22 protein-coding genes and 2 pseudogenes are annotated in these 23,114 nt (G+C 40.0%); 13 read left to right on the top strand and 11 right to left on the bottom strand.

Annotated elements, in window-relative coordinates; all coding sequences use genetic code 11:
• Positions 1-6 precede the first annotated feature (6 nt).
• Positions 7-1,326 carry an APC family permease gene (locus L4D78_RS24875; RefSeq protein WP_428469419.1) on the bottom strand — a complete coding sequence of 440 codons (1,320 nt, stop codon included), beginning with the start codon at positions 1,324-1,326 and terminating at the stop codon, positions 7-9.
• 482 nt (positions 1,327-1,808) lie between these two features.
• On the opposite strand from L4D78_RS24875, the gene L4D78_RS24870 reads away from it, so the two are divergent.
• Complete coding sequence (locus L4D78_RS24870; protein ID WP_428469418.1) at positions 1,809-2,468, top strand: hypothetical protein; 660 nt, start codon at positions 1,809-1,811, stop codon at positions 2,466-2,468.
• A 142-nt stretch (positions 2,469-2,610) separates the two neighbouring features.
• Here L4D78_RS24870 and L4D78_RS24865 read toward each other — a convergent pair whose 3' ends face one another.
• The 4 genes from L4D78_RS24865 to L4D78_RS24850 form a co-directional block, all read right to left on the bottom strand.
• A complete protein-coding gene (locus L4D78_RS24865) occupies positions 2,611-3,819 on the bottom strand; it encodes a NupC/NupG family nucleoside CNT transporter (RefSeq protein ID WP_428469417.1) in 1,209 nt (402 codons plus the stop codon).
• A 527-nt stretch (positions 3,820-4,346) separates the two neighbouring features.
• Positions 4,347-6,269 (bottom strand): monovalent cation:proton antiporter-2 (CPA2) family protein, encoded by a 1,923-nt coding sequence (locus tag L4D78_RS24860; RefSeq protein WP_428469416.1) that lies wholly within the window; start codon positions 6,267-6,269, stop codon positions 4,347-4,349.
• On the bottom strand, positions 6,266-6,889 hold the full coding sequence (locus L4D78_RS24855) for an NAD(P)H-dependent oxidoreductase (protein WP_428469415.1): 624 nt from the start codon (positions 6,887-6,889) through the stop codon (positions 6,266-6,268). Before L4D78_RS24855 ends, L4D78_RS24860 begins: the two co-directional genes overlap by 4 nt.
• A gap of 59 nt (positions 6,890-6,948) precedes the next feature.
• Entirely contained in the window at positions 6,949-7,311 is a 363-nt protein-coding gene (locus L4D78_RS24850; protein WP_428469414.1) for a hypothetical protein, read from the bottom strand.
• Between the two features lie 149 nt (positions 7,312-7,460).
• On the opposite strand from L4D78_RS24850, the gene L4D78_RS24845 reads away from it, so the two are divergent.
• The 3 genes from L4D78_RS24845 to L4D78_RS24835 all read left to right on the top strand — a co-directional run bounded on the left by L4D78_RS24845 (position 7,461) and on the right by L4D78_RS24835 (position 10,154).
• Entirely contained in the window at positions 7,461-8,060 is a 600-nt protein-coding gene (locus L4D78_RS24845) for a hypothetical protein (RefSeq protein ID WP_428469413.1), read from the top strand.
• Positions 8,061-8,961: 901 nt separating this feature from the next.
• Positions 8,962-9,402 carry an SRPBCC family protein gene (locus L4D78_RS24840; RefSeq protein ID WP_428469412.1) on the top strand — a complete coding sequence of 147 codons (441 nt, stop codon included), beginning with the start codon at positions 8,962-8,964 and terminating at the stop codon, positions 9,400-9,402.
• 206 nt (positions 9,403-9,608) lie between these two features.
• Positions 9,609-10,154 (top strand): GNAT family N-acetyltransferase, encoded by a 546-nt coding sequence (locus L4D78_RS24835; protein ID WP_428469411.1) that lies wholly within the window; start codon positions 9,609-9,611, stop codon positions 10,152-10,154.
• A gap of 53 nt (positions 10,155-10,207) precedes the next feature.
• Here L4D78_RS24835 and L4D78_RS24830 read toward each other — a convergent pair whose 3' ends face one another.
• Entirely contained in the window at positions 10,208-10,702 is a 495-nt protein-coding gene (locus L4D78_RS24830) for a GNAT family N-acetyltransferase (protein WP_428469410.1), read from the bottom strand.
• A gap of 565 nt (positions 10,703-11,267) precedes the next feature.
• Here L4D78_RS24830 and L4D78_RS24825 point away from each other — a divergent pair.
• Positions 11,268-11,576, top strand: coding sequence for a hypothetical protein (locus L4D78_RS24825; protein ID WP_428469409.1), 309 nt, complete (start codon positions 11,268-11,270; stop codon positions 11,574-11,576).
• Between the two features lie 98 nt (positions 11,577-11,674).
• On the opposite strand, the gene L4D78_RS24820 is transcribed toward L4D78_RS24825, so the two are convergent.
• A complete protein-coding gene (locus tag L4D78_RS24820; protein WP_428469408.1) occupies positions 11,675-12,229 on the bottom strand; it encodes a hypothetical protein in 555 nt (184 codons plus the stop codon).
• Between the two features lie 203 nt (positions 12,230-12,432).
• Here L4D78_RS24820 and ovoA point away from each other — a divergent pair, with 203 nt between their 5' ends.
• The 8 genes and pseudogenes from ovoA to L4D78_RS24780 all read left to right on the top strand — a co-directional run.
• Positions 12,433-14,547 (top strand): 5-histidylcysteine sulfoxide synthase, encoded by a 2,115-nt coding sequence (ovoA, locus tag L4D78_RS24815; protein WP_428469407.1) that lies wholly within the window; start codon positions 12,433-12,435, stop codon positions 14,545-14,547.
• 78 nt (positions 14,548-14,625) lie between these two features.
• A complete protein-coding gene (locus tag L4D78_RS24810) occupies positions 14,626-14,940 on the top strand; it encodes a cysteine-rich CWC family protein (protein WP_428469406.1) in 315 nt (104 codons plus the stop codon).
• A gap of 11 nt (positions 14,941-14,951) precedes the next feature.
• Positions 14,952-15,281 (top strand): hypothetical protein, encoded by a 330-nt coding sequence (locus L4D78_RS24805; RefSeq protein ID WP_428469405.1) that lies wholly within the window; start codon positions 14,952-14,954, stop codon positions 15,279-15,281.
• A gap of 91 nt (positions 15,282-15,372) precedes the next feature.
• Entirely contained in the window at positions 15,373-15,828 is a 456-nt protein-coding gene (locus L4D78_RS24800) for an META domain-containing protein (protein WP_428469404.1), read from the top strand.
• Positions 15,829-15,870: 42 nt separating this feature from the next.
• Positions 15,871-16,908 (top strand): hypothetical protein, encoded by a 1,038-nt coding sequence (locus L4D78_RS24795; RefSeq protein WP_428469403.1) that lies wholly within the window; start codon positions 15,871-15,873, stop codon positions 16,906-16,908.
• A 162-nt stretch (positions 16,909-17,070) separates the two neighbouring features.
• A pseudogene (gene tnpA, locus L4D78_RS24790) lies at positions 17,071-17,394 on the top strand (IS66 family insertion sequence element accessory protein TnpA).
• Between the two features lie 8 nt (positions 17,395-17,402).
• Positions 17,403-17,708, top strand: coding sequence for an IS66 family insertion sequence element accessory protein TnpB (gene tnpB / locus L4D78_RS24785; protein WP_428469402.1), 306 nt, complete (start codon positions 17,403-17,405; stop codon positions 17,706-17,708).
• A 32-nt stretch (positions 17,709-17,740) separates the two neighbouring features.
• Positions 17,741-17,887: pseudogene (locus L4D78_RS24780) on the top strand (transposase domain-containing protein); the annotation flags it as partial.
• A gap of 108 nt (positions 17,888-17,995) precedes the next feature.
• Here L4D78_RS24780 and L4D78_RS24775 read toward each other — a convergent pair.
• From L4D78_RS24775 to L4D78_RS24760, 4 genes are read right to left on the bottom strand one after another with little or no spacing between them, the layout of a single operon-like run.
• Complete coding sequence (locus tag L4D78_RS24775) at positions 17,996-18,652, bottom strand: DapH/DapD/GlmU-related protein (RefSeq protein WP_428469401.1); 657 nt, start codon at positions 18,650-18,652, stop codon at positions 17,996-17,998.
• A 1-nt stretch (position 18,653) separates the two neighbouring features.
• A complete protein-coding gene (locus tag L4D78_RS24770) occupies positions 18,654-20,786 on the bottom strand; it encodes a peptidase domain-containing ABC transporter (RefSeq protein ID WP_428469400.1) in 2,133 nt (710 codons plus the stop codon).
• Between the two features lie 3 nt (positions 20,787-20,789).
• Positions 20,790-22,058 carry an HlyD family secretion protein gene (locus L4D78_RS24765; protein WP_428469399.1) on the bottom strand — a complete coding sequence of 423 codons (1,269 nt, stop codon included), beginning with the start codon at positions 22,056-22,058 and terminating at the stop codon, positions 20,790-20,792.
• A 12-nt stretch (positions 22,059-22,070) separates the two neighbouring features.
• Entirely contained in the window at positions 22,071-23,114 is a 1,044-nt protein-coding gene (locus L4D78_RS24760; protein ID WP_428469398.1) for a radical SAM protein, read from the bottom strand.

Raw genomic sequence — 23,114 nt, 5'->3', positions numbered from 1 at the left:
TCTATCTTAAGCTTCAGCTTTATTGGGTTGGTTGGCATTCTTTTTGGTAAGGAAGTAAAGCGGTGAAATCACAACCATAAACCCGAGGCCAATTAGAATTTTTGATAGCTCTTGATCTGACAATAGAGCAATGCAGGTAATCACTGCCGTAACTGGAAGTACAGGACCAAAAGGTGCTTTAAATGAAGATTGAGCATCTTTGTCATTAGCAAAGCGCTTGCGAAAAATAAGTACGCTGATACACGTAGGAATGTACTGAGCAAAACGAGCAACGACCGAAAGCATAGCAAGTTCAGAAAATGACCCACTTAGCGCGATAGGAACAGTCACAATGCCAGAGACAATGATCGCAACGGCTGGAACACCACGTATCGTTTTCTTACCAAAAACAGAAGGGATCATCCTGTCATCTGCGAGTGGCAGCAATGCACGCGGAATGTGAAATGAAGCCGCTACATTAATACCAGCAATAGAAACAATTGAACCAATCGTAATTAACCAGTAACCAAAATTACCAGAGACAACACGCGCGGCATCAGCTAATGGCGTACTAGAATCGGCAACAGCTTCACCAAGGACACCAACTGTCACCGCCATGACTAGCCCATAAAACATCATCACAATGCCTAACGATAAACAGATAGCCACAGGAAGGTTTTTCTTTGGGTTTTCCATATCTTCAGCAGCAGTGCCAAACGTTTCAAAGCCAGTGAACGAATAGAACGCCAGAATTAATGCTGAAACGATAGTCTCTGAGCTTAGCGCGTATGTTGGCTCTAAGTTTGCGTTAGGGATTATATTTACTGGATTGATATACCAAACGCCAACAACGATCAAAAAGACCAAAGGTAACATTTTAGCAACTGTCGATATGTTATTTACGGCCTTTGCAGCACTCACGCCAAGCAGGTTAACGCCTGTCAGTAACAAGATGATACCAGCGACGATTGAGCTACACAGAAAGTCGTTATCTGCAAAGCCAAACGTGCCCGATAAGATATTTTTAAACGCTACGGCCATTACAGCCCAAGCAATACACTGCATAAACCACTTTAAAAAGCCGACTTCAAACCCAGCAAAACGACCAAAAGCCTCTTTGGTGTAGACATAGGCCGCGCCGTTTTTACTGAAATAACCGGCAGCTTCAGCGAAACATAAAGCAATGGTGGCAACGACTGCACCTGTGATAAATACGATAGCAACAGACCAATCGCCAGCAAACTTATATAGCGATGCAGGGAGTAAAAAAATACCAGACCCAATAATTGAGTTGAATCCGAGGAGTACAATAGACCAAAGGCCTAATTTTTTTTGATTTTCAGTCATAGGATTATTCTTAAGTTGAAAGAAACTTTTAATGCAACTTTAGGTTCAGGAAATCCCTCTTCAATCAACGTCATTAGAATCAAACTCAAAATAGATTTAAATTCTGAGCCTCATTTTAAATGACTTCTTGGCATTATTTAGGCGTGCCTAATCCACCACGTTATGTATGGTCCAAGTAGATCTTTAATAGCATAAGGTTGATACAGAGGTAATTATCGACTGCCAGTAACTCACTATAATAGTGACTCTCTAACAGCCCCCCTAAAGTTTGCATGCACTCTACTCAGTCGACATATCGAAAACCAGAGATATATTAGCTTTAATAATTATTATGTGATCTATACACTTTATATTATCAATGGTAATATTTTATAGGGTAGACAAAAACAAAAATAAACCATAAACCATTGAATAATAAAGAATAGTGATGAAATCAGCCGCTGACGACTTATCAGTAGAGTTAATAACACTAAGAAACAGATATGAAAACTTCTAAATCAAATGCTTACGATGAAAATGTATTGAGCAAGGTACGAGCGTGTTGGTTCTCATACAAAAAAGAGAATAAATTAACTCAAGCGAAAGCCGCAGAGATACTCGGAATAAAACAGTCCGCTTTTTCTCAGTATTTATGTGGCAACATAAGCCTGAATTCAGATTTCATTTCTCGTTTTGCCCAGATGGTTAATCGACCTTCCGCCTACTTTCATCATCGGCTAGAGCAAGGTGGTAAAGAGTGGTATAGCATGGAAGGAACCGTTTTTTCGGCAGAGGTTCATCAAACATTATCACAGGGAAAAGTTAGTACACCTTTTGTCATTATGCCGCGTATGGCTCTCGTTCGAGGCTATGTCACTGTCGAAATCGATAATTATGATACTCGTTATAAGAAAGGCACAATTGTATTTTTCACCCCTATAAGCAAAATCTGCGAATACGATGAAGTTGGTATCTTCGACGCACAAAACCGAATAATTGCGATAGGTGAATTAGAGTATGCCAATCATCAGTGGCGAGTAGCTACATTGCAAAATGGCATTCCAACTAAAGTCATTTTAAACGAGGGGCACAATCTGATGCGATTGGAAGGTTCGGTGCAACATGAACAAAGCAAAAAGTACAAGGTTTATAAAACAGAATAGATACGTTGAAAATTAACCTAAATAGTAATCTTTATAGGTAAAGGGAATAATGCTTTTTACTTAAAAAAAGGCCTCAACTAAGTTGAGGCCTTTCTATCGTTAGCTACCATAGGAATAGGCAGCTATCTGTTTGGATATATGCTTATAGGCTAATAAAGATGCCTGCTAGAGCCGCACTCATAAGGTTAGCAAGGGTTGCACCCAATACTGCCTTAAGGCCAAGGCTTGCAACATCACCACGGCGTTCTGGTGCCATAACACCAATTGAACCAATCTGAATGGCGATAGAACCAATGTTGGCAAAACCACACAGTGCAAAAGTAATAATAATTTGGCTGTGCTGAGATAGTGTTTCTTTAATGCTGACAAAATCTAGGAAGGCAACAAATTCATTCAAGATCATCTTCTGACCGATGAACGCACCAGCTTGAAGCATCTCACTCGCAGGTACACCAATGATAAAAGCAAGTGGTGAGAATAAGTAACCTAATGCACCCTGCAGTGTTAGGTTTTGCATACCAAACCATTCACCAACCATTTCAAGGCCAGCATTCGCCATCGCAATAACACTAACAAAAGCAATCAGCATAGTACCGATAGCAACAGCTACCCGCATACCGTTCATTGCACCAGCCGCTAATGCATCAATGGCATTACTGTGTTCACTTTTCGCCATTTCGATATCAGACTGCTCAACGGCAACGCTCTGCTCTGGCACCAAAATCTTAGCCATCAACAAACTACCTGGCGCCGCCATGAAGCTAGCTGCAATCAAGTACTTAAGCTCAACACCTAACCCCGCATAACCACCAAGTACACTGCCAGCTACCGATGCCATGCCGCCCGTCATAACAGCAAACAGTTCTGAACGTGTCATTTGTGGAAGGAAAGGTTTAACCAATAATGGTGACTCACCTTGAGATAAGAAGATATTACCCGTCGCAACCATGGATTCAGCACGGCTCGTACCTAGTGCTTTTTGAACACCACCACCGATTACTTTGATGAACCACTGCATCACACCAAGATAATAAAGAAGAGAGATAAGCGCACTAATGAAGATAACAAGAGGGAGAACACGAACCGCGAAGATAAAACCAGAAGTAGCCAGATCACCAAATAGGAATTTTATGCCTTCATCAGCAAAACCCAATATGCTGGCAACCCCATTACTCATAGCCCCAAGCATAGATTGACCAACTGGTAAATATAATACCAGAGCAGCAAAACCAGCCTGCAATGCCAACGCACCACCAACCGTTCGCCAGTTAATCGCTTTACGGTTTTCAGAAAGCGCACATGCGCATAATACCAGTACAAGAATACCGGCCAAACTAATTAACAACTGCATTATTTCGTCCTGCTATGACTATTTTTTGGAATGTCGAAAAATGAAGGTGCAACTGCTTGTTGTAACAAAGGGGAAATCACTTCCGGGGAGAAAGCAAAATAGGAGGGAGCCAAACGCGTACGCGTCAGCAATAAGATGGTATCCGCCCAAATGTACAACATACGAGTCACCTAAATTAACAAGCTAAAGTAATGCCGGTCCAACTCCGTGGGTCATTCACATGTCCGTGGTGACAGCTTGTAACTAAGGTGGCTGAACTCTATCGTTCTGGCCGGATGTGGAGTATATAGAGATGTAGATCACATTAACAACCAAGATAGCGGTATTTTGTGTGATATTGATTCGATCGAACAAATTTCAACCAAATGTAAGTAAATATGTCTACACCTTAGCTTTATGAGTAAAGATGAGTAATACAAATCGCCGTAAATATGTACAGACATAACCAAAACCCAGCACCAATAAAAACGCAGCCATGAGGCTGCGTTAAACTAATGGTTGATCTTTCATCTCTCACAACGCAAAAGTTATGGTTCATGATCCTGTTGGTGTGCAACCGTATCACTGTATCCCTTTGGCGGTGGCGTCCAGCCGCGCTCGGAAGCTGCATGCTTGTCATGACGTTCCGACTTCATGACATCGCCTAATGCATCTTCCAACTGCATGAATAATTCTCGGTAATCGGCATTAAACTTATTCTCCTCGGTGCTATCCTTCCATGCTTGATATAACACTTTTTTACTTTTACTTTCTGTATCAATAAATGCTTGTCTGAGCTGCTCAGCTCTAAAGGGATGAAAACCTAGGTCTTTTAGCGCTTCCGTTCCTAGCGTTAATGCTGAATGGTATGTTTCACTGATAACGTAATCCGCGCCAGCGTGCCGTAATGCATAATGGTGCCCCCGATCATAAGCACGCGCTAAAATTCTTACACTCGGGTATGTATGCTTAATATACTCCACCAGCTCAACAGCTCGCTCGGTATCGTCAATAGCCACGATCAACAGCTTGGCTTCATCTATCCCTGCCGTATGTAGAAGATCTGGTCGAGTGGCATCGCCAAAATAGCTTTTGATCCGAATGGATCGCATATTTTCTATTTGACCTACCTCGTGATCAAGCACGACTGTTTTGACGCCATTTGCGACCAGTAAGCGGTTAACAATCTGACCAAAGCGCCCGATACCAGCAATTATCACAGTCCCTTTTTCGTCAATAATATCTGCTTCACGTTCATTGGTTTGTTCTTCAAAGCGCGGCAGAATGACCTTGTCGAAAAAAATAAATAACCCAGGGGTCAAAAACATCGAAATCGCAACAACCAATGATAATAGCTGTGTAAGCTCAGCAGGAAGAACATGGTTTTGTGCAGAATAGCTCAGTAACACAAAACCAAACTCACCAGCTTGCGCCAAACTCAATGTTAGCAAATAGCGATCGCTGCCACGCACCTTGAAAATAAATGCCAAGGAAAACAGTACGAGGGCTTTTATTAACATAACCCCGAGAGTCAACCCTATTACAATCAAAGAATTAGCCGACAATATAGAAAAGTCGATGCCCGCACCGACGGTAATAAAAAACAAGCCCAGTAGTAACCCTTTAAAGGGCTCTATATTCGATTCCAGCTCATGGCGAAATTCGCTGTTTGCTAATACAACGCCAGCTAAAAATGTGCCTAACGCTGGAGACAAGCCAACAAGGCTCATTAACGCTGCAATACCAATTACCAGCATCAAAGCGGTCGCAGTAAAAATCTCTCTCAAGCCAGAGTCAGCAACAAACCGGAAAAGTGGTCGACTTAAATAATGCCCGCCCACAACCACACCAGCGATTGCCATAACGACAACAATGGCGTAACCCCACCCAGGTAAACCAGCAACCAAGCTGACTTCAGCATGTTGATCTACCGCTTGCTGAGCTTGATCTACCAATTCAGGTAAGGCCAATAAAGGAATTAACGCAAGCATAGGGATCACAGCAATATCTTGAAACAACAGAACAGAGAAGGCATTTCGGCCCCCTTCTGTTTTTGCGAGTCCTTTTTCATTGAAGGTTTGTAGTACAATCGCCGTAGAAGAAAGGGCAAAAATCAAACCAATAGCCAATGCGATAGTCCAGCTTTGACCGAAAAACATAGCGATAGTCATAACGATAACGGTCGTAAGGCTAACCTGTAGACCACCTAAACCAATAAGACGATGGCGCATATCCCATAGCATTCTCGGTTCGAGTTCTAACCCAACCAAGAACAACATCATCACAACACCAAATTCAGCAAAATGTTGAATCGCTAACGTTTCTTCTCCAACTAACCCAACGACAGGACCAATCACCACCCCCGCAATGAGATAACCTAATACCGAACCAAGCCCCAACCGTTTAGCAATCGGAACTGCAATAACTGCAGCGCAAAGATAAATGAACGCCTGAATAAAATACGTCGTCATTTAACCACCTTCAATACAGCGGTAAGATCACTATTTAATGTTTCAACATGACTAGCAGCATTCATTTCAACTGCATCATTTTTTAGTGCATCTAGCAGACTCAACCAATCCTGAATATGTTGCTGTACCCGTTTCTGTTCCACCGCAGTACGTGAATCAAACAGGGCAAAAGGCGCCAAATAGCACATCCCTGTTAGTTTTGCCGTCTGCTCTAAGGGGTGTAACAATTCACGCAAGCTATAGTGGTTATAGCCCTCAGAATGGTAAGCCGATTCCGTGCCTCCAGCCGTTAGCGCACATAAAAATGTTTTACCGTGAAGAGCCGTACCATCGGTGCCATAAGCAAAACCATATTCCAGTACGAGATCTTGCCACTCCTTTAAAATCGCCGGTGTTGAATACCAATAAAATGGAAACATAAAAACAATGACATCATGATCAAGCAAACGCTGCTGCTCAATATCAATATTGATACGTAACGTTGGGTAGTCGTGATACAAATCAACAACCGTCACCCCCTCAATGCCAAGGCTAGACTTAAATAACGGTTGATTGACTTCAGAGCGTGATGGCGAGGGGTGAGCAAATAGGATTAAAACGTTCTTCTTATTGTCTGTCATGGTCATCCTTACACAATACAGCTTACTCGAAAGATTTATGATGCTTATAAAGCAGCAAGCTACTCCAATCCTGAAGTATCCCAATAAATATAGACGGATTCTGCTTGTAACTGAAAAATTAGCCCCGCTTCCCCCAATCCTGCTTTACGGTAAACAGTGTCTCCATGACTATCATAGTAATGATCAGGCTTATCGCCCAGCAGTTTGAAATCGTAGTAAACACCGTCACCAAGATCGATGGTGACGTAACCTTGTCGTTGGGAAAACACACACAATGACTTATGTGTAGGCTCACTGCCACCTCTAGGGTATATGTCGCAACGAGCATCGGTTGAATCAGCGATGACATTTGAAGCCGCCAGAACGACACCTAAACCCGCTAGCACAAACGCTAGCTTCATTGGCTTCGACACAGATAACATAACCGTACTCCTACAACGATATCAGTGTATATCATGCTAAAAGTGTAGAAAGTAATACTGTGATCACGCCAAAAAACAGAGTTACATTTTAGAGACAATAGATCAGAATACGGTGTTATATACCTCGCTGATCTCAAAAGGCCAAACAGATGACAACCGCATTCTTTGTCCCGAAAGAGCCCTGTAAACCTCGCCCTATCATTCAGGCTTTCCTCTACGCGTTTGCCGTCAGTTTACTTAGCGGTGCATTCGCCGCACATGCAACAACCACGCTTTCTGAGCGTAAGCTACTGAACTATAAAGACTCATACGGCAATGTTGATCTCAGAAACGCAAGAAATATCCCTTTACCCGACCCACTGCTAGTGAATGGTAACCTGAACCTATCGCAGAGCCACTTAACCCGCTTACCACAACGGCTCACAGTAAAAGGTAACCTCAATCTTGCTTACAGCAAGATCACCCAGCTACCTTCACAGCTTGTTGTTGAGGGGTACATTAATTTAGCCCACTCCAATATCCAGTATTTAAATAATGGATTACAAGTAAATGGAGATTTAAGTTTAATGGGGACTCAATTGACCGAACTGCCTCCCTATCTTTATGTCGCTGGTAACCTTTACCTTGCGAATACAGCCATTACAGAACTACCAGAATACCTAATGGTTGGAGGTCACATTTATTTAGGTGGTGCATCAATTAACAAATTTCCAGAACAACTTAATGTTGGTGGGAATATATATCGCTAATGAGTGTAATAACAATAAAGGACGGAAACGTTTGCGCAATGTGATTTAAAAAAGAAATTAAGCAAAGGAAGGGTTTGGATGGGGAAATAAAAGTATTTAGCCAGAAACACTGGATCACTACGTGCCTCTGGCGTTTTTACTTAGCAATTAAATTGCAACAAATCATAAGCTTAGCGTGATGACGCTATTATAAGATTACTTAGATTTGGTTTTTACTGTAGTCGTTTGTGACTGGTAGTAGAACCATTGTCTGCGGTTTCTATTAGCCATAATACACCTCTCATTTTTCCAAAACGAGTAAGGTTGATATTTCTCTTAATTAATACCGTTCTTACTCTTCAATACAGCTTTACTATACCTAATCGTCTGTTACATCCTTATGACAGTTTGGTAAAAGTAAAACTTCACTACTCACTGATAAAATAGCAATTAAAAATAACCATATCGGTTTTGTGTTAAAAGCTCAGGAGTTAAAGAACTGTGGCATAAACTAACGGGGAAGTTGAAGTGACCTTACTAAATATATTTAAAGGCTATCTTTAACTAATACATTCACCCCAGTAGTTACCAACAAACTCCAATATAAGAGGCAATCATTCCTTTTGCAACACTATTCTTAAAGAAAAAACGTGATGTTAGTCACCATTTCGTGCAACTCCTTGTTCAAGTTCACATTATGGATGCTAAGTAATGATTATTAAAATAATCAACCTAGCTAGAGCAACACAACGTTGTATAAAAAAAACACAACCCACTCTTTTTTGCACCCTCAGAAAAAACCAAAAGTCAACACAATCTTGACATACGACTAACAAGTGGTACTATCGATACACAGCGCGTGTGGCCATGTCATCCGTTTGCTATAAGAACTATCGTAAATAGCCTGTCGTAGGTAGGTATAATGATGTATACGATAACGCTGAAACAAACAGTAAAAGCGCCAAAAAAAGTCCTTTTTCAACTACTCTCCGATCACAATAATCTTGGTCGCTTTTTCGGTTCTAATTACCGTTTAGTCAAAACGGGTAAGCCTGATATCAATGGCATTGGTGCTGTAAGACAAATATCGACAGGTCCATTCCACTTCCAAGAGCAAATCATTGATTACAAGGAGAATGAGCATCTACAGTATACATTGCTTCAAGGCTCACCCGCTCGCGAGTACGGCGGGTGGATAAAGTTTCAAAACCTAAATGCAACCCAAAGTCAGGTTTTATACCAAATTAAGTTCTCACCCAGAATCATAGGTACAGGATGGCTGATGAAGTACTTCTTTGAGAAAAAAGTTAAAAGAGCACTTACCAGCATTGCACACTATAGCGAACAATCGTGGAATCGCTAAAGTAGTCGTTACTCCCTAGCGTTTGCTTCTTAAGCCCCCAATAGCAGTTTGTCGCCTTTAACACCCCCGCCTTAGCGATATATCCTATTTGCAATAAGCAGTTGACACTGTTCATCTTTTTCTACAAAAACCGTCATGTTCATCTAGTAATTTACGTCTACTAACTGTATAAAAATAAGACAAATACATTTCGTAGAGGTAACTAAATGAGACATCAACCGTTGCTAACGACACCTCGGTTAATTCTTCGTCCTTTCCAACTTTCTGACGCTCCAAAGGTAAAAGCTTTGGCTGGTGATAAGCATATTGCAGATGGCACCATTAACATTCCCCACCCTTATGGTGATGGAATGGCTGGCCAATGGATAGGCAAGTTGTTGGCAGGTTGGAATAGTGGTCACTCAGCGATTTATGCCATTACGTTAAAATCTAACCATCAATTAATAGGTTGCATTGGCTTACATAACATTATCGATGATAAATCCCAGCTTGGGTACTGGATTGGCGTTCCATATTGGGGGAAAGGCTATTGCACTGAAGCGGCTATACGGATCACTGAATATGGCTTCAAGCGCTTGAATCTTGATGTTATCTATGGCCAGCACTTAAGTCGGGAAAGCAACCCAGGTAAAGTAATGACCAAAATAGGCATGATTCATAAAATGACAAAAACAGATGCTATTCGTGTCAATATGATTTCTGAAAATATGGAGTATTACGAACTCAAACGCCCTGCTATGGAAGAGGCTTAGTAACCTCTTTTGTGTCTACATGAGGCTACCAATTAATTGTTCACAACGCTAAATTACGGGTTCACTAAGCGTGCCATATGATAGGCATCAACATACTCACCTTTTCTAAACGCATAATTTTTAGCGTGGCCTTCTATTTTAAAGCCATGCTTTTCATATAGCGCTATGGCTTTGCTATTATCGGCGTATACCGATAGCTCAATACGAGAAACGGCTAACCATTGTTCAGCAAGATCAATTACCGCGCAAAGCAACTGAGAGCCCACACCTTTTCCTTGGCAATCATCTCTCACGACCATACCGATATCTGCTACATGCTTACGCCTAGGGTTAGTTTGTATACTTAATCCAATCTCCCCGATAACTTCACTATTAAACTCAGCGACAAGTCGATACACATTATCTGGTTTAGCTTCTAATCTCTTTTCCCACATTCCTAAAGACGGATAAGGTAACTGTAATGTACTACTGTAGTTCTCAGTACTCGCTAAAATATCCCGAAGCGCTGCAAAATCCGATTTTTCAACATGTCTAATAGTAATATCCATACACTCTCCATCCCTTTATAATCAATATGTTAAGCATTAACTGATAACACTTTTTCTGTTGTTCGGCAATCAAAACCAACATAGACAATCAGGGCTTGACGCTTACATTACCGGATAATTTATAAAACCACTCCAATACATTACTATTTTATAAGTCAAAATAAAGAGCGCGAAATATTCATAAAACGTGCAAACAGGGGAACACAAAGCGGCAGTAACATAAATATCAATAAGATATGAGAAAGATAAAGTATTTTATTTTAGTTTCTTATACTTAGCACAATAGCATTTAATATTAATGCCATGAATTTTGATCTTATAGCTATACTAAAGATGATATATGTTCGATCAAAGCATCTACTTATTTGTGATCTTTTTCCATTTGATTCACGTTTACTACTCTACACAAATTAAGTAAAAGACTTAAATCAATGATTTATTTGAACATATAAAAATATGTATTTTTTTTGAAAGATAATTTTCGATGTTAGGTCTTATATTTTGAATGTGAACACTATACACATATAACAAAAATGGCAAAAGCCACTCAAATGAGGTGAAGATTATGTCTAGCTTAAAAGTACTAACTGCTACCGCTGTGATTGTAATGTCTTCTTCAGCTTTCGCAGATATCCGCGTTGCCGACACACATAACGGCGCTTGGATAACGGTTACTGAAAATGGTCAACCTGCTGCAAATGCGTCGGTATCTGTTGCTAACGTACCACAACAACGTCAAAGTTATAAAACTGACGAAAATGGTCGAGTATTTATTCCATTAACACTCGAAAATTCTCGATCAATTAAGTATAAAGCAACAACTGAGGGCGGGAAACAATCATCACGCTTTGCTTTCCACTCTACAAATAAATAGTATATTTATCACTGATATAGATTAATAAACTCAGCCCCACTTAAAAAAGGGGCTGAGTTATTTTATGCCTGTCACATCCCGTCTCTATACACTCTGTTTCATTTATATTTATAATCGCGACGATTCAGATCCCTCGATAATACCAAGGCTAATCCTAGTATTTGTAGAAATAAAGCTAAGTTACGAAGTTGAGAAATTGATTTCATCTTATCAGAATAAATCTCAATTAATTCAACATTATCTAAATATAACTGATTGATATTTTCACGTAGCTCGAATTGAACCACACTCAATTGTTCCATTAACTCTGGAATATCAGAAACCGTTACCATAACGGTTTGATTTGGTAGCCAATAAGAAAGCGCGTGAATAACTTGATTTTGAATAGTTTCGGGTAATGGTACACCTTGCATCTCACTCATTGCGACTAACTCAAGCACATGCTCCCTTTTACGCTCCACCGTTTCAGTTTGCTGCCAAATTAAGGTGATCAGTTTTTCATTACCCTGCTGCTGCTGAATCAACTCATTGGCCTGGCGTGTTGCATCATCAATGTAAAAATTGGTCATAACAGCAGACAGTACATTAAGTAATAGTCCTAACGCGACCAATGTCCATGTTGGTATAAACCACCGTGTTCTACGCTTCGCCATATCCTGCTTCCAATCGAACTGCACACTTTTTGATGGTCAAAAATTAATAAGCATCATATCCCTTATTAATTATGGCAAAAAACATCCAACTGGTTGGCTAATCCGTAAAAGTACTCGTCCATATAATGCAACATAACCTTCTTGAACAGACAAAACTTTTCTTACTAAGCTTAAAAAACCATTTTAAAAGGAAATACAATAAGATGGATAACAACAAGTCATATGCAACTAAAACACTTAGCTTGACTGGGGAAAATGTCGATACAAAACGCCATGAACTACATCGGGCGTTTAATCAAACTTGGGAACTGTATGAATCTCTATTTTCGGTGATAACGAATGATGACGCCTACTTCAGTAAGCCTGAGCCACTTCGCCACCCACTCATTTTCTACTTTGGACACACCGCAACCTTCTATATCAACAAATTATTGCTGGGCAAATATATTGATAGTCGTGTAAATGAGTCCTTCGAGTCGATGTTTGCGATTGGCGTTGATGAGATGTCTTGGGATGATCTAAATGATGTCCATTATGATTGGCCAAGTGTGGAAGCCGTTAAGGATTACCGTGACCAAATAAAACACATTGTAAGCGCAACGATTGATTCGATACCAATTTCCTTACCCATCACTCACGATGATCCCGCTTGGGTAATTTTAATGGGAATAGAGCACGAACGTATTCACCTTGAAACATCATCAGTGATTATTCGCCAACTGCCACTCAACATGCTTTCATGCCCCTCAGGTTGGCATCCATGTCAAGATACCGGCATTGCCCCCCCTAATCGTTTACTCTCTGTTTCAGGCGGCAAAATTACACTCGGCAAAAAAGACAATGATCCCACTTATGGCTGGGATAACGAATATGGAATACAAACGCTCGAGGTATCTGATTTTAAAGCCTCAAAATACCTTGCCTCTAATCAAGAATTCCTAGAGTTTGTTCGTGCTGATGGCTACCGCCATTTACGCTTTTGGACTGATGAAGGAAAAGCTTGGTTAGCCTATACCCAATCTACTATGCCGCGATTTTGGCATTACAAAAATGAACAATGGTACCAAAGAAACCTGACAACAGAGATTCCGTTGCCATTAAATTGGCCAGTAGAAGTTAACCAACTTGAAGCCAAAGCATTTTGCAATTGGAAAGCAGAGCTCGAACAACGCACTATTCGATTATTAACCGAAGCAGAGTGGTATATTTTGCGACAAAATATTCCAGGCGATTCACCAAGCTGGCATGAGCCACCGGGTAATATAGAACTCGGTTATTATGCATCCTCATGCCCTATCGATCGTTTTGAATACGAAGGCTTTTGCGACATTATTGGCAATGTATGGCAGTGGACAGAAAGCTATATCGACGGTTTTCCAGGTTTCAACGTACATAAACTCTATGATGACTTCTCTACTCCAACGTTTGACGGTAAGCACAATTTGATAAAAGGTGGATCATGGATTTCAACCGGCAACGAAGCTATTCAGTCATCACGTTACGCATTTCGCCGACACTTCTATCAACATGCTGGATTTCGCTATGTAGAATCAACACAAGACCCAGATACAACGCGGTCACTCAATATTTATGAAACCGATGAATTAATTTCGCAATACCTTGAATTCCATTATGGGCAAGAATACTTTTCAGTGCCAAATTTTTGCACTAATGGAGTCAGTCAATGCTTACAAGAAATTCAATTAAACCAATATTATAAAGCCCTTGATATCGGTTGTTCCGTTGGACGGGCATCATTTGAATTAGCCAAAATTTTTGACCATGTTGATGGTATTGATTTTTCAGCACGCTTCATTCAACAAGCCTGTTCATTATCCGAGCAAGGTGAAAAACGCTTCACCATTAAAACGGAGGGTGATCTCGTTGAATTTAAAAATGTAAGATTGTCTGAATTGAATTATGCGCATCTCACCCACAAGATCCACTTCAGTCAAGGTGATGCCTGCAACCTTAAGCCCTTATATACTGGGTATGATTTGATATATGCCTCAAACCTTATTGATAGACTCAGTGATCCAAAACACTTTCTAACAACCATTCATCACCGATTAAATGATGGAGGGTATCTGGTCATCACCTCACCTTATACATGGCTTGAAGATTACACAACAAAGGAAAACTGGCTTGGTGGTATAAAAGTAAATGGGGAAAACTTTACGACGCTTGATGGGTTAACGGAAACACTTATCCAAAATTTTGAGCTTATCGCAGTAAAGGAAATTCCTTTTATTATCCGAGAAACCAAGCGTAAGTATCAGCATTCCATATCGGAAATGACGATTTGGCGTAAGCGATAATTAAACCATAAGACTCACTAATCGCGATATGTTACGGTACGGCTAAATTGTCGTACCGTACCCGTAGTAGGAAGTATTGTGAAAACACCTTGTGTTGGAAAGTGTAAGAATAATGAAGGATTGTGCAGTGGGTGTTTCCGTACCATGAGCGAAATTACAGAGTGGCGCCATATGGATGAAGTAAAACAATCAGATACCATTGACGAAATTCAAGGTAAACAATCCACCCATATCTGCAACCAATGTGGCGAACCCGCTTTTTGTGAAATCAGTGCTGGTAAATCAACGTGTTGGTGTTTTGAATTAACGAAAAGAGATACAACGGGTATTCCTGCGGGTGATTGCCTGTGCCGTAAATGTTTATCCACATTACCTTTATTAAATGGCTCATAAAATAAGAATCCATGCTAAATCTACGTTTATTATTTCCCCTTATCGCCTTTGTGGTGATGAACGCTAACGCAACAAATTTTCTACCTGATAACGAAATGATTTGTCTGAAAGAAATGGAAAAACTCATCGGCAAACAACAAATTTTGTTCAGTGATAGTCAGTCGAGTCAAGAGGTTCGCCGAAACGCTGAACGTACCATTGATTTCACTCGGGAGGCTTTCGCTGAAAATAACAGTTATTGCGATGCCCAACGAGCTCTTCAAGCCTATCAAAACAAGCAAGTATCAGGATTACGATTGCAAGAAGGCGAAGTCAATCGCTTTGGACGAAGCTTCTTATAACTATTCGATAAGATTCTGATATCTACCGAAAAGTGCTACTATTATACCAATCTTAAAGAAATTTATGTCTTTAATCATTTAGGTGATGTCTATGAAAAAGTGGCTAATCGCATTATCAGCAATTCCTCTCATCTTAATGGGCTGTGAAGCTGACGTTACTCAAGGTTTTTCTGAAAAAAACCTCCAGCAAAGCTGGGTACTCACTAAAGTCGATGGAAAAAACATTCTAATCGCAGAGCCTAGAACCGTTCCCGGAATGGCTATAGATGCCGATTTAAAAGTGTCTGGGTTTAGTGGTTGTAACCGCTTTTTTGGCCAGTTAGAGGTCACAGACGGCAATAAACTCCGCCTTAATGGCATGGGTTCCACCAAAATGATCTGTATTCAAGATGACCAAGCCACTGTGGAAGCAATTATGACCCAGTCCCTGCAAGCATGGAATAACGCCGCACTTGAAAACAACATTCTGACTCTTACCTCTGAACAGCATATTCTGACGTTTATGCCTGAAGAAATCACAGAAGATAATGAAGAAGTACAGCAATAATCATTTTCGACCTATTTCACATCTTCTATACACTGGTAAATGATGCGCATCAGTAAACGCCAAGAAAAAACAATCAGCCAAGCCATTCAGCACTGGGAAGATGATCAAACTATCCCTCCTGAAATGGCAAAAACCTTACGTGATAGCTATACCGTGATTGGTTTCGATTGGAAACTTATCGCGGTCTATTCCTTTTGGATTGCCATTACCTGCTTCATCATTTCTATTGGCGTACTCCTTGCTGATGATTACCTTATGGCATTACTTGCCAAACTGATTGATACGCCTGCAAGCTTGCTTTCTGCTCTCAGTGCGCTTATTGCAGCTGCCGCATTCTGGGCTGGACAACGACGCCGAAAAGTCGCCCCAGCAAAACAAATTAGTAATGAAGCCATTTATTTCTTTGGTGTATTGTTTACCGCTGTATCTCTCGGATTTTTACAAGAAACGTCATTGTTTCTCCAGACCGAAACCGCACCATTCCTTCTGTTATTGACGATGATCTATGTTGTACTCGGCCTCAAACTGCCAAGTACCTTGGTTTGGCTATTTTCGCTATTCAGCTTTGCCTGGTGGGGACTGGAGCAAAGCCATCTTTGGGAAACACCCAGCGGCCACTTCCTCGGATTAAATCAGCCTTTACGCCTTGTCTTTATCGGTGTATTTGTCTTGATTATTTCACGCCTATTTACACAACACGCACGTTATCAGCCATTTATAGAGCCTACACGTTTCATTGGCTATCTCTATGTCTTATTTGCCTTATGGCTGGTATCGATTATAGGTAATTACGGTGACGCAGCTGCTTGGTCTAAAGTCCCACAAGTTACATTGCTCCATTGGGGTATTTTGTCTTGTGTTATATGCCTAGGGCTTATTTACTATGGTATTAGTCAAGAAGACAAACTTGCTCGCAGCTTTGGTATCACTTTTTTATTAATCAATCTCTATACTCGATATTTTGAATATTTTTGGGATTCAATGCATAAAACAGTCTTCTTCGCTATTCTTGCACTCAGTTTCTGGCTTATTGGGTCTCACGCAGAGAAATTATGGCAACTCAGCCATAATAAATCTTAATTCTATTATGTGATTATTATAAAAGCCCCACAGCGAAGACTTAAAGGCATTATCCATCTTGGTAGCTAGCTGCTATCATCGTATCCGCCCCATAAACTTCACACTCAAATAAGCTGTCGAGAAATTTATGCTCCTAACTCCATCCACTTAGGTTATAAAATCATGGCTAAACGACGTAACGACCAAGAATGGTTAGCTATATTTCAGCAATACGAAAGTAGCTCTCTGACACAAAGAGAGTCTTGCAAACAGAATAGCCTCAGCTCTTCAACTTTCTTTGCCAAACAACGTTCATTGCAACTTTCCATTGAAAGCGGTCAAAACTGATTTGTCCGTGCCGAAATGATTGAGCAGACAACCCATTACCAGTTCACTAAACCAGTGCAAGCAACTATGACGCTCAGCATCAATGATATTGAGCTAACCATTCCACGAGGCACACCTACGGATTACCTGGCCGAGCTTATCTGTGCTCTTCAGTCATGAAAGGCTTAATGAGTCGTCCTATTATCTACTTGAACCGCGAGTTCGTTGACTTCCGAAAATCCATCAACGGTCTTGCGGCTCTGATCGAGTCCGAAACTGATTTGCCTCTGGACTCAGGTGAATTATTCCTGTTTACCAACAAGCAGTGCGACAAGATGAAAGTGCTCTACTGGGATAAAACTGGCTTTGCCCTTTGGGCAAAAGGTTGGAAAAAGACAAATTTCAGTGGCCATATCGAGAGAAAAATTAGGTGTTACCCTGAGCCAAATGGAATTAGAACATCTGTTATTAGGCATCACTATTCTCGGCCATAAACCCATTGAAATTCACTACTTACAATGAGTTAACTGCTAAGTTGTATAGCTTGGTCATAACGTGCCGCGCTAATGATTATTACTTCCAACATCTGTTTACAGAGTTGCCGAGACGTAACCCATCCGATGATATGTCGGATCTGATGCCGTGGAATGTTGAAATCGGTGAAGCTGAATAAGGCTCCACTGGTTTAATAACCGCTTACGGAGGAAAAATCGTTGGAATGCTTTGACAGCCTGCTAGTGTAAGAACCACAGCTATACTGATAGTACCTCTGAATTTCATATTATCTTTCTTTATTATTTYTTATTTCATACTTGACCGCACAAGGATTACCTACTGCAACACAATCATCAGGGATATCCTTACAGACAACACTACCTGCGCCGATTACAGATCCTTTTCCTATTGAAACCCCGGGTAACACAATCACGCCATAACCAATCCATGCATCATCACCGATATGAACAGGAGCGACTTTCAAACGATCTAATTCGTCTTGCTCACCTCGCCTCTCAATCGCATGACCACTACAGTCCATGATCACTACGTTTGGACCAAACATGACTCGGTCCCCTATAGAAACTGATTGATATGAACAAATCGAAGTCCCTTGTAAGACGGTGTTATTTCCAATCATTATTTGCCCGTAATTCGCACCTTTAATGGCAACACAAGTCAACTTTGTTGGACCTGACGGAAAGGCAGGAAGTACCGTTGATTCAATATAGCAACCAACTCCAATTTTGATACATTGACTATCAGTGGCTAATGGTGATTTTGGCGTAGTTCCTGAAATTCTGGTTAAGGTAACAACAGGACAACCAGAAAAACTAACCCAAGGATCTATTCCAAAATATTGTCCATATCGATCCATAATTTGCTCATCAGTTAACATGACATCAGACATAGGACAGAGTATTCTTTTTGATTGATACATCATTTCACCCCTCTTTGAATGAATTTGGTACTTCGTTAACCAGTCCATCTTGCAAAAGTAGCACTCGATCCGCAGACGCTATCGTTTCAGGGCGATGAGCAATCATCAATATTGGAAGTCCTATCTGTCTAAATGTCTGGCAAACTAACGATTCTGTATGTATATCTAAACTGCTCGTTGCCTCATCTAATATCAACAGTTCGGGCTTCTTATATAATGCCCGTGCAATTAATATTCGCTGCTTCTGGCCCCCTGATAAACTTGATCCCATTTCACCAACAAGAGTATGGTATCCCATATTTAAACGCTCGATATCATCATGCACCCCCGCCTTTTGAGCACACTCTACCAACCATTCCTCATCCAACTCGGATCCGAAAAAAGCAATATTTTCAATAATTGAGCCACTAAACAACTGATCTTCTTGAAGAACAGCACCGATACGCTGTCTAACTTCTTTCATTGATAAATTAGAACTGCCGAAAAATTCAATATATCCAGCAGTTGGTTTATAGATACCAAGTAATAGTTTAGATATTGTTGACTTCCCGCATCCAGAGGGACCTACAAGGGCAACTATTTCTCCTCGTTTAATACAGAACGATGCATCGTTCAGTAAAAGGGGTTCATTCGTACCGTAAGAAAAAGAGACACCTGAAAAATCGATCAACTCCTCATGTTCATTTGCCGTACCTGACTGGATAGCTTTAAATCCATAATCATTATTCGTTTCTTTTTGAGTAAGTACGATATCAGCTAACCGTTCGTTATAAACAGACAGCATTTTATATTCGAAATACTTGTCAATCAGTGAGCTTATACTGCCTGAAAAGCGGCCTTGATAAGATAAAAAAGCAACGAGCATCCCTATAGTAAATTGTCCACTTAACACCAAATTTGCACCAAACCAAAGCACTGAAGCAGAAACTAAGCTGATAATGGTGATGTTTATCGTGTTATAAATCATTCCCAGTTTAAGTTCGTAAAGTTGGGCATTTCTTCTGTTAATATTAAGATTACGCCAAGAAGACTCCCGCCAAGGTAGCGTTCCATTAACTCGCAAACTTAAAACCCCTCTCACGGTTTCTAAGAAATAACTTTCTTCCTTAGTATTTGTTTCCCAAGTATTTTCTTCTGCTCGTTTAAACGCACCAAACCAAGAAAAACGTAATACCACGTATATGAGTGCGGCTATTATTGCTATGATTGAAAGTGTTGGGCTATATAAAAGCATTACTATCAATGTACCAATTACTAATACAAGATCTAGCAGGGCTTGTATTACGCTGGTAGTCAGTGTGTTTTGAATCACATTGATTGCCGCAAATTTTGCGCTGATATTGCCAATATCACGTTTTTCGAACCACTCAATCGGTAAGCGAAACAAATGATGAAAAACATTAGCTGTCCATTGCATATTAAAATTAACGGATAACGTAATGGTCGCCCACTCTTTTGCAAGGCCAATTAACGTTTGTGTCGCTGTGATAAGAAGAATTGAAAATATTATCAGTATAAGTAAATTCTCATCATATCCGACTAATACTTCATCAATCACAATCTGGTTAAGCATTGGTGATAAAAGAGCAAGGGCTTCCAAGACCAAGGCAAACAGAAATATTTTAATTAACGAATATTTTAATCCTACGGTCTTGCCAATCAGTTCCGAGAGCTTGGTCTTTTCTTTTTCATCTCGCTTTTTAAAGTCGTGTGTTGGTGATAATTCTAGAGCAATGCCTGTAAAATGCTTGTTCACATCAGACAACGTAGGATGAACCACACCATTTGCTGGATCGTGGATGACAACCTTGTTTCCTTTCACTGATTTCAGAACAACAAAATGGTTTAAGTTCCAATGGAGAATACAAGGCGTACTTAATTGTTCTAATTCATTAAGGTCAAGCCGAACTGCCCGACCAGAGAGGTTTATCAATTCAGCGCATTCGATAAGTCGAGCAAATGACATACCATGCTGGGTGATACCAAACTTCGCCCGTAAGTGCCTTAAACTGATTTGATACCCATGCCAATCAGCAATCATTGTTAGACAGGCAACCCCGCACTCTGCGTTCTCTGTTTGACGCACCAACGTTAGTTTTTTACCCCATCCCCAATCTAATTGACTGTTTATTTCCACAAGCTAAACCTTCCCTTTGATAGTATATAATGGCTCGAATATCCATTCGTAGATCTTACGTGTATCAAGTTCTATATCACCAACAACGGTCATACCTGAAACTAGACTTTCTTCTCGTCCATAAACGGTAATCGTAGGCTTTGATAGCTCTACTTTGACTTGGTATAAGCCCTCAACTTCGGTATTTTTAATTAAACGCCGATTAGCAATCATTTCAGGTGCAACAGAAGATCTTGAGACACTAATAATCGTGCCTGATTGGACACCAAACTTTTCATAAGGGAATGCATCAAATCTCAATCTAACGTTTTGTCCAACCTTCATAAAACCGATACTACGACTAGGTGCGTATAATTCGACAAAAGCTTGTTCACTTTCTGGAACTATGATAAGTAGCGGCTGACCGTTGATAACAGAATGCCCCTCCTCCGTAAGTATTGAAGCAACAATACCTTTAATTGGGGAGCGCACTTGGCTATCACTCTGGTACAAAAATTCAACTTTACTCTGAGTCATCGCTTCTAACTGTCTATCAAGATCTTTAAGAGTAATATTTAGATTTATATCAAGGTTTGTTAAATTAGTAATTAGACTTTGCTTCTCTCGTTGTAGCCTTTGCAGGTTCAAATTATGAGTTTCTGCTTGAGACTGTTTAGAAATCAAATCTAATTGTTGTTTTTGATAGTCGAGTTCTGATAAGAAATTATTTTTTAAAAGTGCTTCCTGTTTATTAACTAATTTTTTAGTAAGCACTAACTCATCTTTTGATAAATTAAGAACATTTTTTAAAATGTTAATTTCAGAATCTAAGCGAACAATATCTTCAACTAAAGCTTGACGTTCGAAATCGGTCTTTTCCGTCTCTTGTTGTCTTCTTTCAACGATTAATTGGTACTGATTCTCAATTGAAGCCAAAATTCTTTTCTTAACACCTATGCCCGACTCGTCAAAACGTTCAGTTTTGATTTCATAAAGTGGAGTGAGGCTTTCAACTTTGTCTCCCTCTTTTACGAATAATTTTTCCACATAACCAGAGTCGTTGGCTTGCACCTTAACCATTCCCCCTAAAGGGCTAATAAGGCCAACCAATGTTTCTCTTCTTGTATATTCACCTATCGTGATAAAGGCGACCAACGCAATCAATATCAATATCGAAAGGCAAAGATAAATATTTTGATTAAATGAAGTATTGAGTAAAATACGCCCCTCGCAGGTTATTCTTTGCGCTTCAAAATACTCTGGTCGATATAAATGTTTAGCCCTTGCTACCATACAAATTATCTCTTAATCCACTTCTTTGATTACAATACGACTGTTTGGTTGTTGAACTCCGTTTCTATTTATCTTTGTCGAAGATATATCTGCGCCACACTGACAAATTTTTGTGCGACAGCGAGTTGGATTTGTAGGTAAAGTGATCTCGTCATCGTATATCGAGCCGATTGCGCCATCTTGCATACACCACGCTCGGTATATCTCACCAGCAAAAGTAATAACCATACTCTCTACACCAGCATAGCAATCCCAGCCAATGAAATTTACTTTATCATTAATAAGCAAATCAAAAGTTGATAGAGTCTTTGTTGAGCCATCGAGGTATTCAATATCTAATAAATCTCTTGGTTCAGGGAGCTCCTTGTCATCTGATCTACCTCGGAAAGTTTGCATTAACGACTCTTGCTCGGCTGTATAATTGTAATTCTTTGTGATAGCACCATGACCAAACCCCTCATAGAGAGGTTGTAATGCAATCGAACATTTAACTTGCTCTTTTAAGTGTTCAGAAAATAAATAACAATCATTAAACCGCTGTGTATTCATCATTACATTGATATGTAAACGGGTATTTTTTGAAGATTCGAGTATCTTTGCCACATTAACAAAATGAGCTTCATTTTTGATATCGTTGATGTGATAGCTAAGACTAACTCCATTTAAGTATTCAGTATTATCTCTCCACCACTGTAAGGGTTTTGAACCATTTGAGACAATAATAACCAAACCATTCTGTTTATGAATAAACTTGATGAGTTCACTAAAGTACCTAAGAATCGTAATTTCACCACCTCCAAACTCAAAATAGGGTGTTAATCCAAGCTTGTTTGAATGAGCAATAATCTTTTCAACGAACTTAATTACTACTTCATACGATGGTGGTTTAATCGAACCGCTATTCAAATCCGAATGACAATAACTACATTTATAGTTACAATTATTCATCAAAGCCCAATTAATTGAAATATAGGCGCTTTTACCTTTAACAACAAGAAATGACGTACCTTTTTTCATTAACATCTCGATTTTAAATAATAACATATAAATAAGCAC

It is taken from the genome of Photobacterium minamisatsumaniensis (assembly GCF_050336695.1).
In the GTDB taxonomy this organism is placed as follows: domain Bacteria; phylum Pseudomonadota; class Gammaproteobacteria; order Enterobacterales; family Vibrionaceae; genus Photobacterium; species Photobacterium minamisatsumaniensis.
Note: the sequence above shows the minus strand (reverse complement) of the source record. Positions and strands in the feature narration are given on the sequence as shown.

What these genes read in the sequence shown, in the direction of transcription:
- L4D78_RS24875 (WP_428469419.1), bottom strand. Translation starts at nt 1,326, where the DNA reads ATGACTGAAAATCAAAAAAAATTAGGCCTTTGGTCTATTGTACTCCTC.
- L4D78_RS24870 (WP_428469418.1), top strand. Translation starts at nt 1,809, where the DNA reads ATGAAAACTTCTAAATCAAATGCTTACGATGAAAATGTATTGAGCAAG.
- L4D78_RS24865 (WP_428469417.1), bottom strand. Translation starts at nt 3,819, where the DNA reads ATGCAGTTGTTAATTAGTTTGGCCGGTATTCTTGTACTGGTATTATGC.
- L4D78_RS24860 (WP_428469416.1), bottom strand. Translation starts at nt 6,269, where the DNA reads ATGACGACGTATTTTATTCAGGCGTTCATTTATCTTTGCGCTGCAGTT.
- L4D78_RS24855 (WP_428469415.1), bottom strand. Translation starts at nt 6,889, where the DNA reads ATGACAGACAATAAGAAGAACGTTTTAATCCTATTTGCTCACCCCTCG.
- L4D78_RS24850 (WP_428469414.1), bottom strand. Translation starts at nt 7,311, where the DNA reads ATGTTATCTGTGTCGAAGCCAATGAAGCTAGCGTTTGTGCTAGCGGGT.
- L4D78_RS24845 (WP_428469413.1), top strand. Translation starts at nt 7,461, where the DNA reads ATGACAACCGCATTCTTTGTCCCGAAAGAGCCCTGTAAACCTCGCCCT.
- L4D78_RS24840 (WP_428469412.1), top strand. Translation starts at nt 8,962, where the DNA reads ATGATGTATACGATAACGCTGAAACAAACAGTAAAAGCGCCAAAAAAA.
- L4D78_RS24835 (WP_428469411.1), top strand. Translation starts at nt 9,609, where the DNA reads ATGAGACATCAACCGTTGCTAACGACACCTCGGTTAATTCTTCGTCCT.
- L4D78_RS24830 (WP_428469410.1), bottom strand. Translation starts at nt 10,702, where the DNA reads ATGGATATTACTATTAGACATGTTGAAAAATCGGATTTTGCAGCGCTT.
- L4D78_RS24825 (WP_428469409.1), top strand. Translation starts at nt 11,268, where the DNA reads ATGTCTAGCTTAAAAGTACTAACTGCTACCGCTGTGATTGTAATGTCT.
- L4D78_RS24820 (WP_428469408.1), bottom strand. Translation starts at nt 12,229, where the DNA reads ATGGCGAAGCGTAGAACACGGTGGTTTATACCAACATGGACATTGGTC.
- ovoA (WP_428469407.1), top strand. Translation starts at nt 12,433, where the DNA reads ATGGATAACAACAAGTCATATGCAACTAAAACACTTAGCTTGACTGGG.
- L4D78_RS24805 (WP_428469405.1), top strand. Translation starts at nt 14,952, where the DNA reads ATGCTAAATCTACGTTTATTATTTCCCCTTATCGCCTTTGTGGTGATG.
- L4D78_RS24800 (WP_428469404.1), top strand. Translation starts at nt 15,373, where the DNA reads ATGAAAAAGTGGCTAATCGCATTATCAGCAATTCCTCTCATCTTAATG.
- L4D78_RS24795 (WP_428469403.1), top strand. Translation starts at nt 15,871, where the DNA reads ATGCGCATCAGTAAACGCCAAGAAAAAACAATCAGCCAAGCCATTCAG.
- tnpB (WP_428469402.1), top strand. Translation starts at nt 17,403, where the DNA reads ATGAGTCGTCCTATTATCTACTTGAACCGCGAGTTCGTTGACTTCCGA.
- L4D78_RS24765 (WP_428469399.1), bottom strand. Translation starts at nt 22,058, where the DNA reads ATGGTAGCAAGGGCTAAACATTTATATCGACCAGAGTATTTTGAAGCG.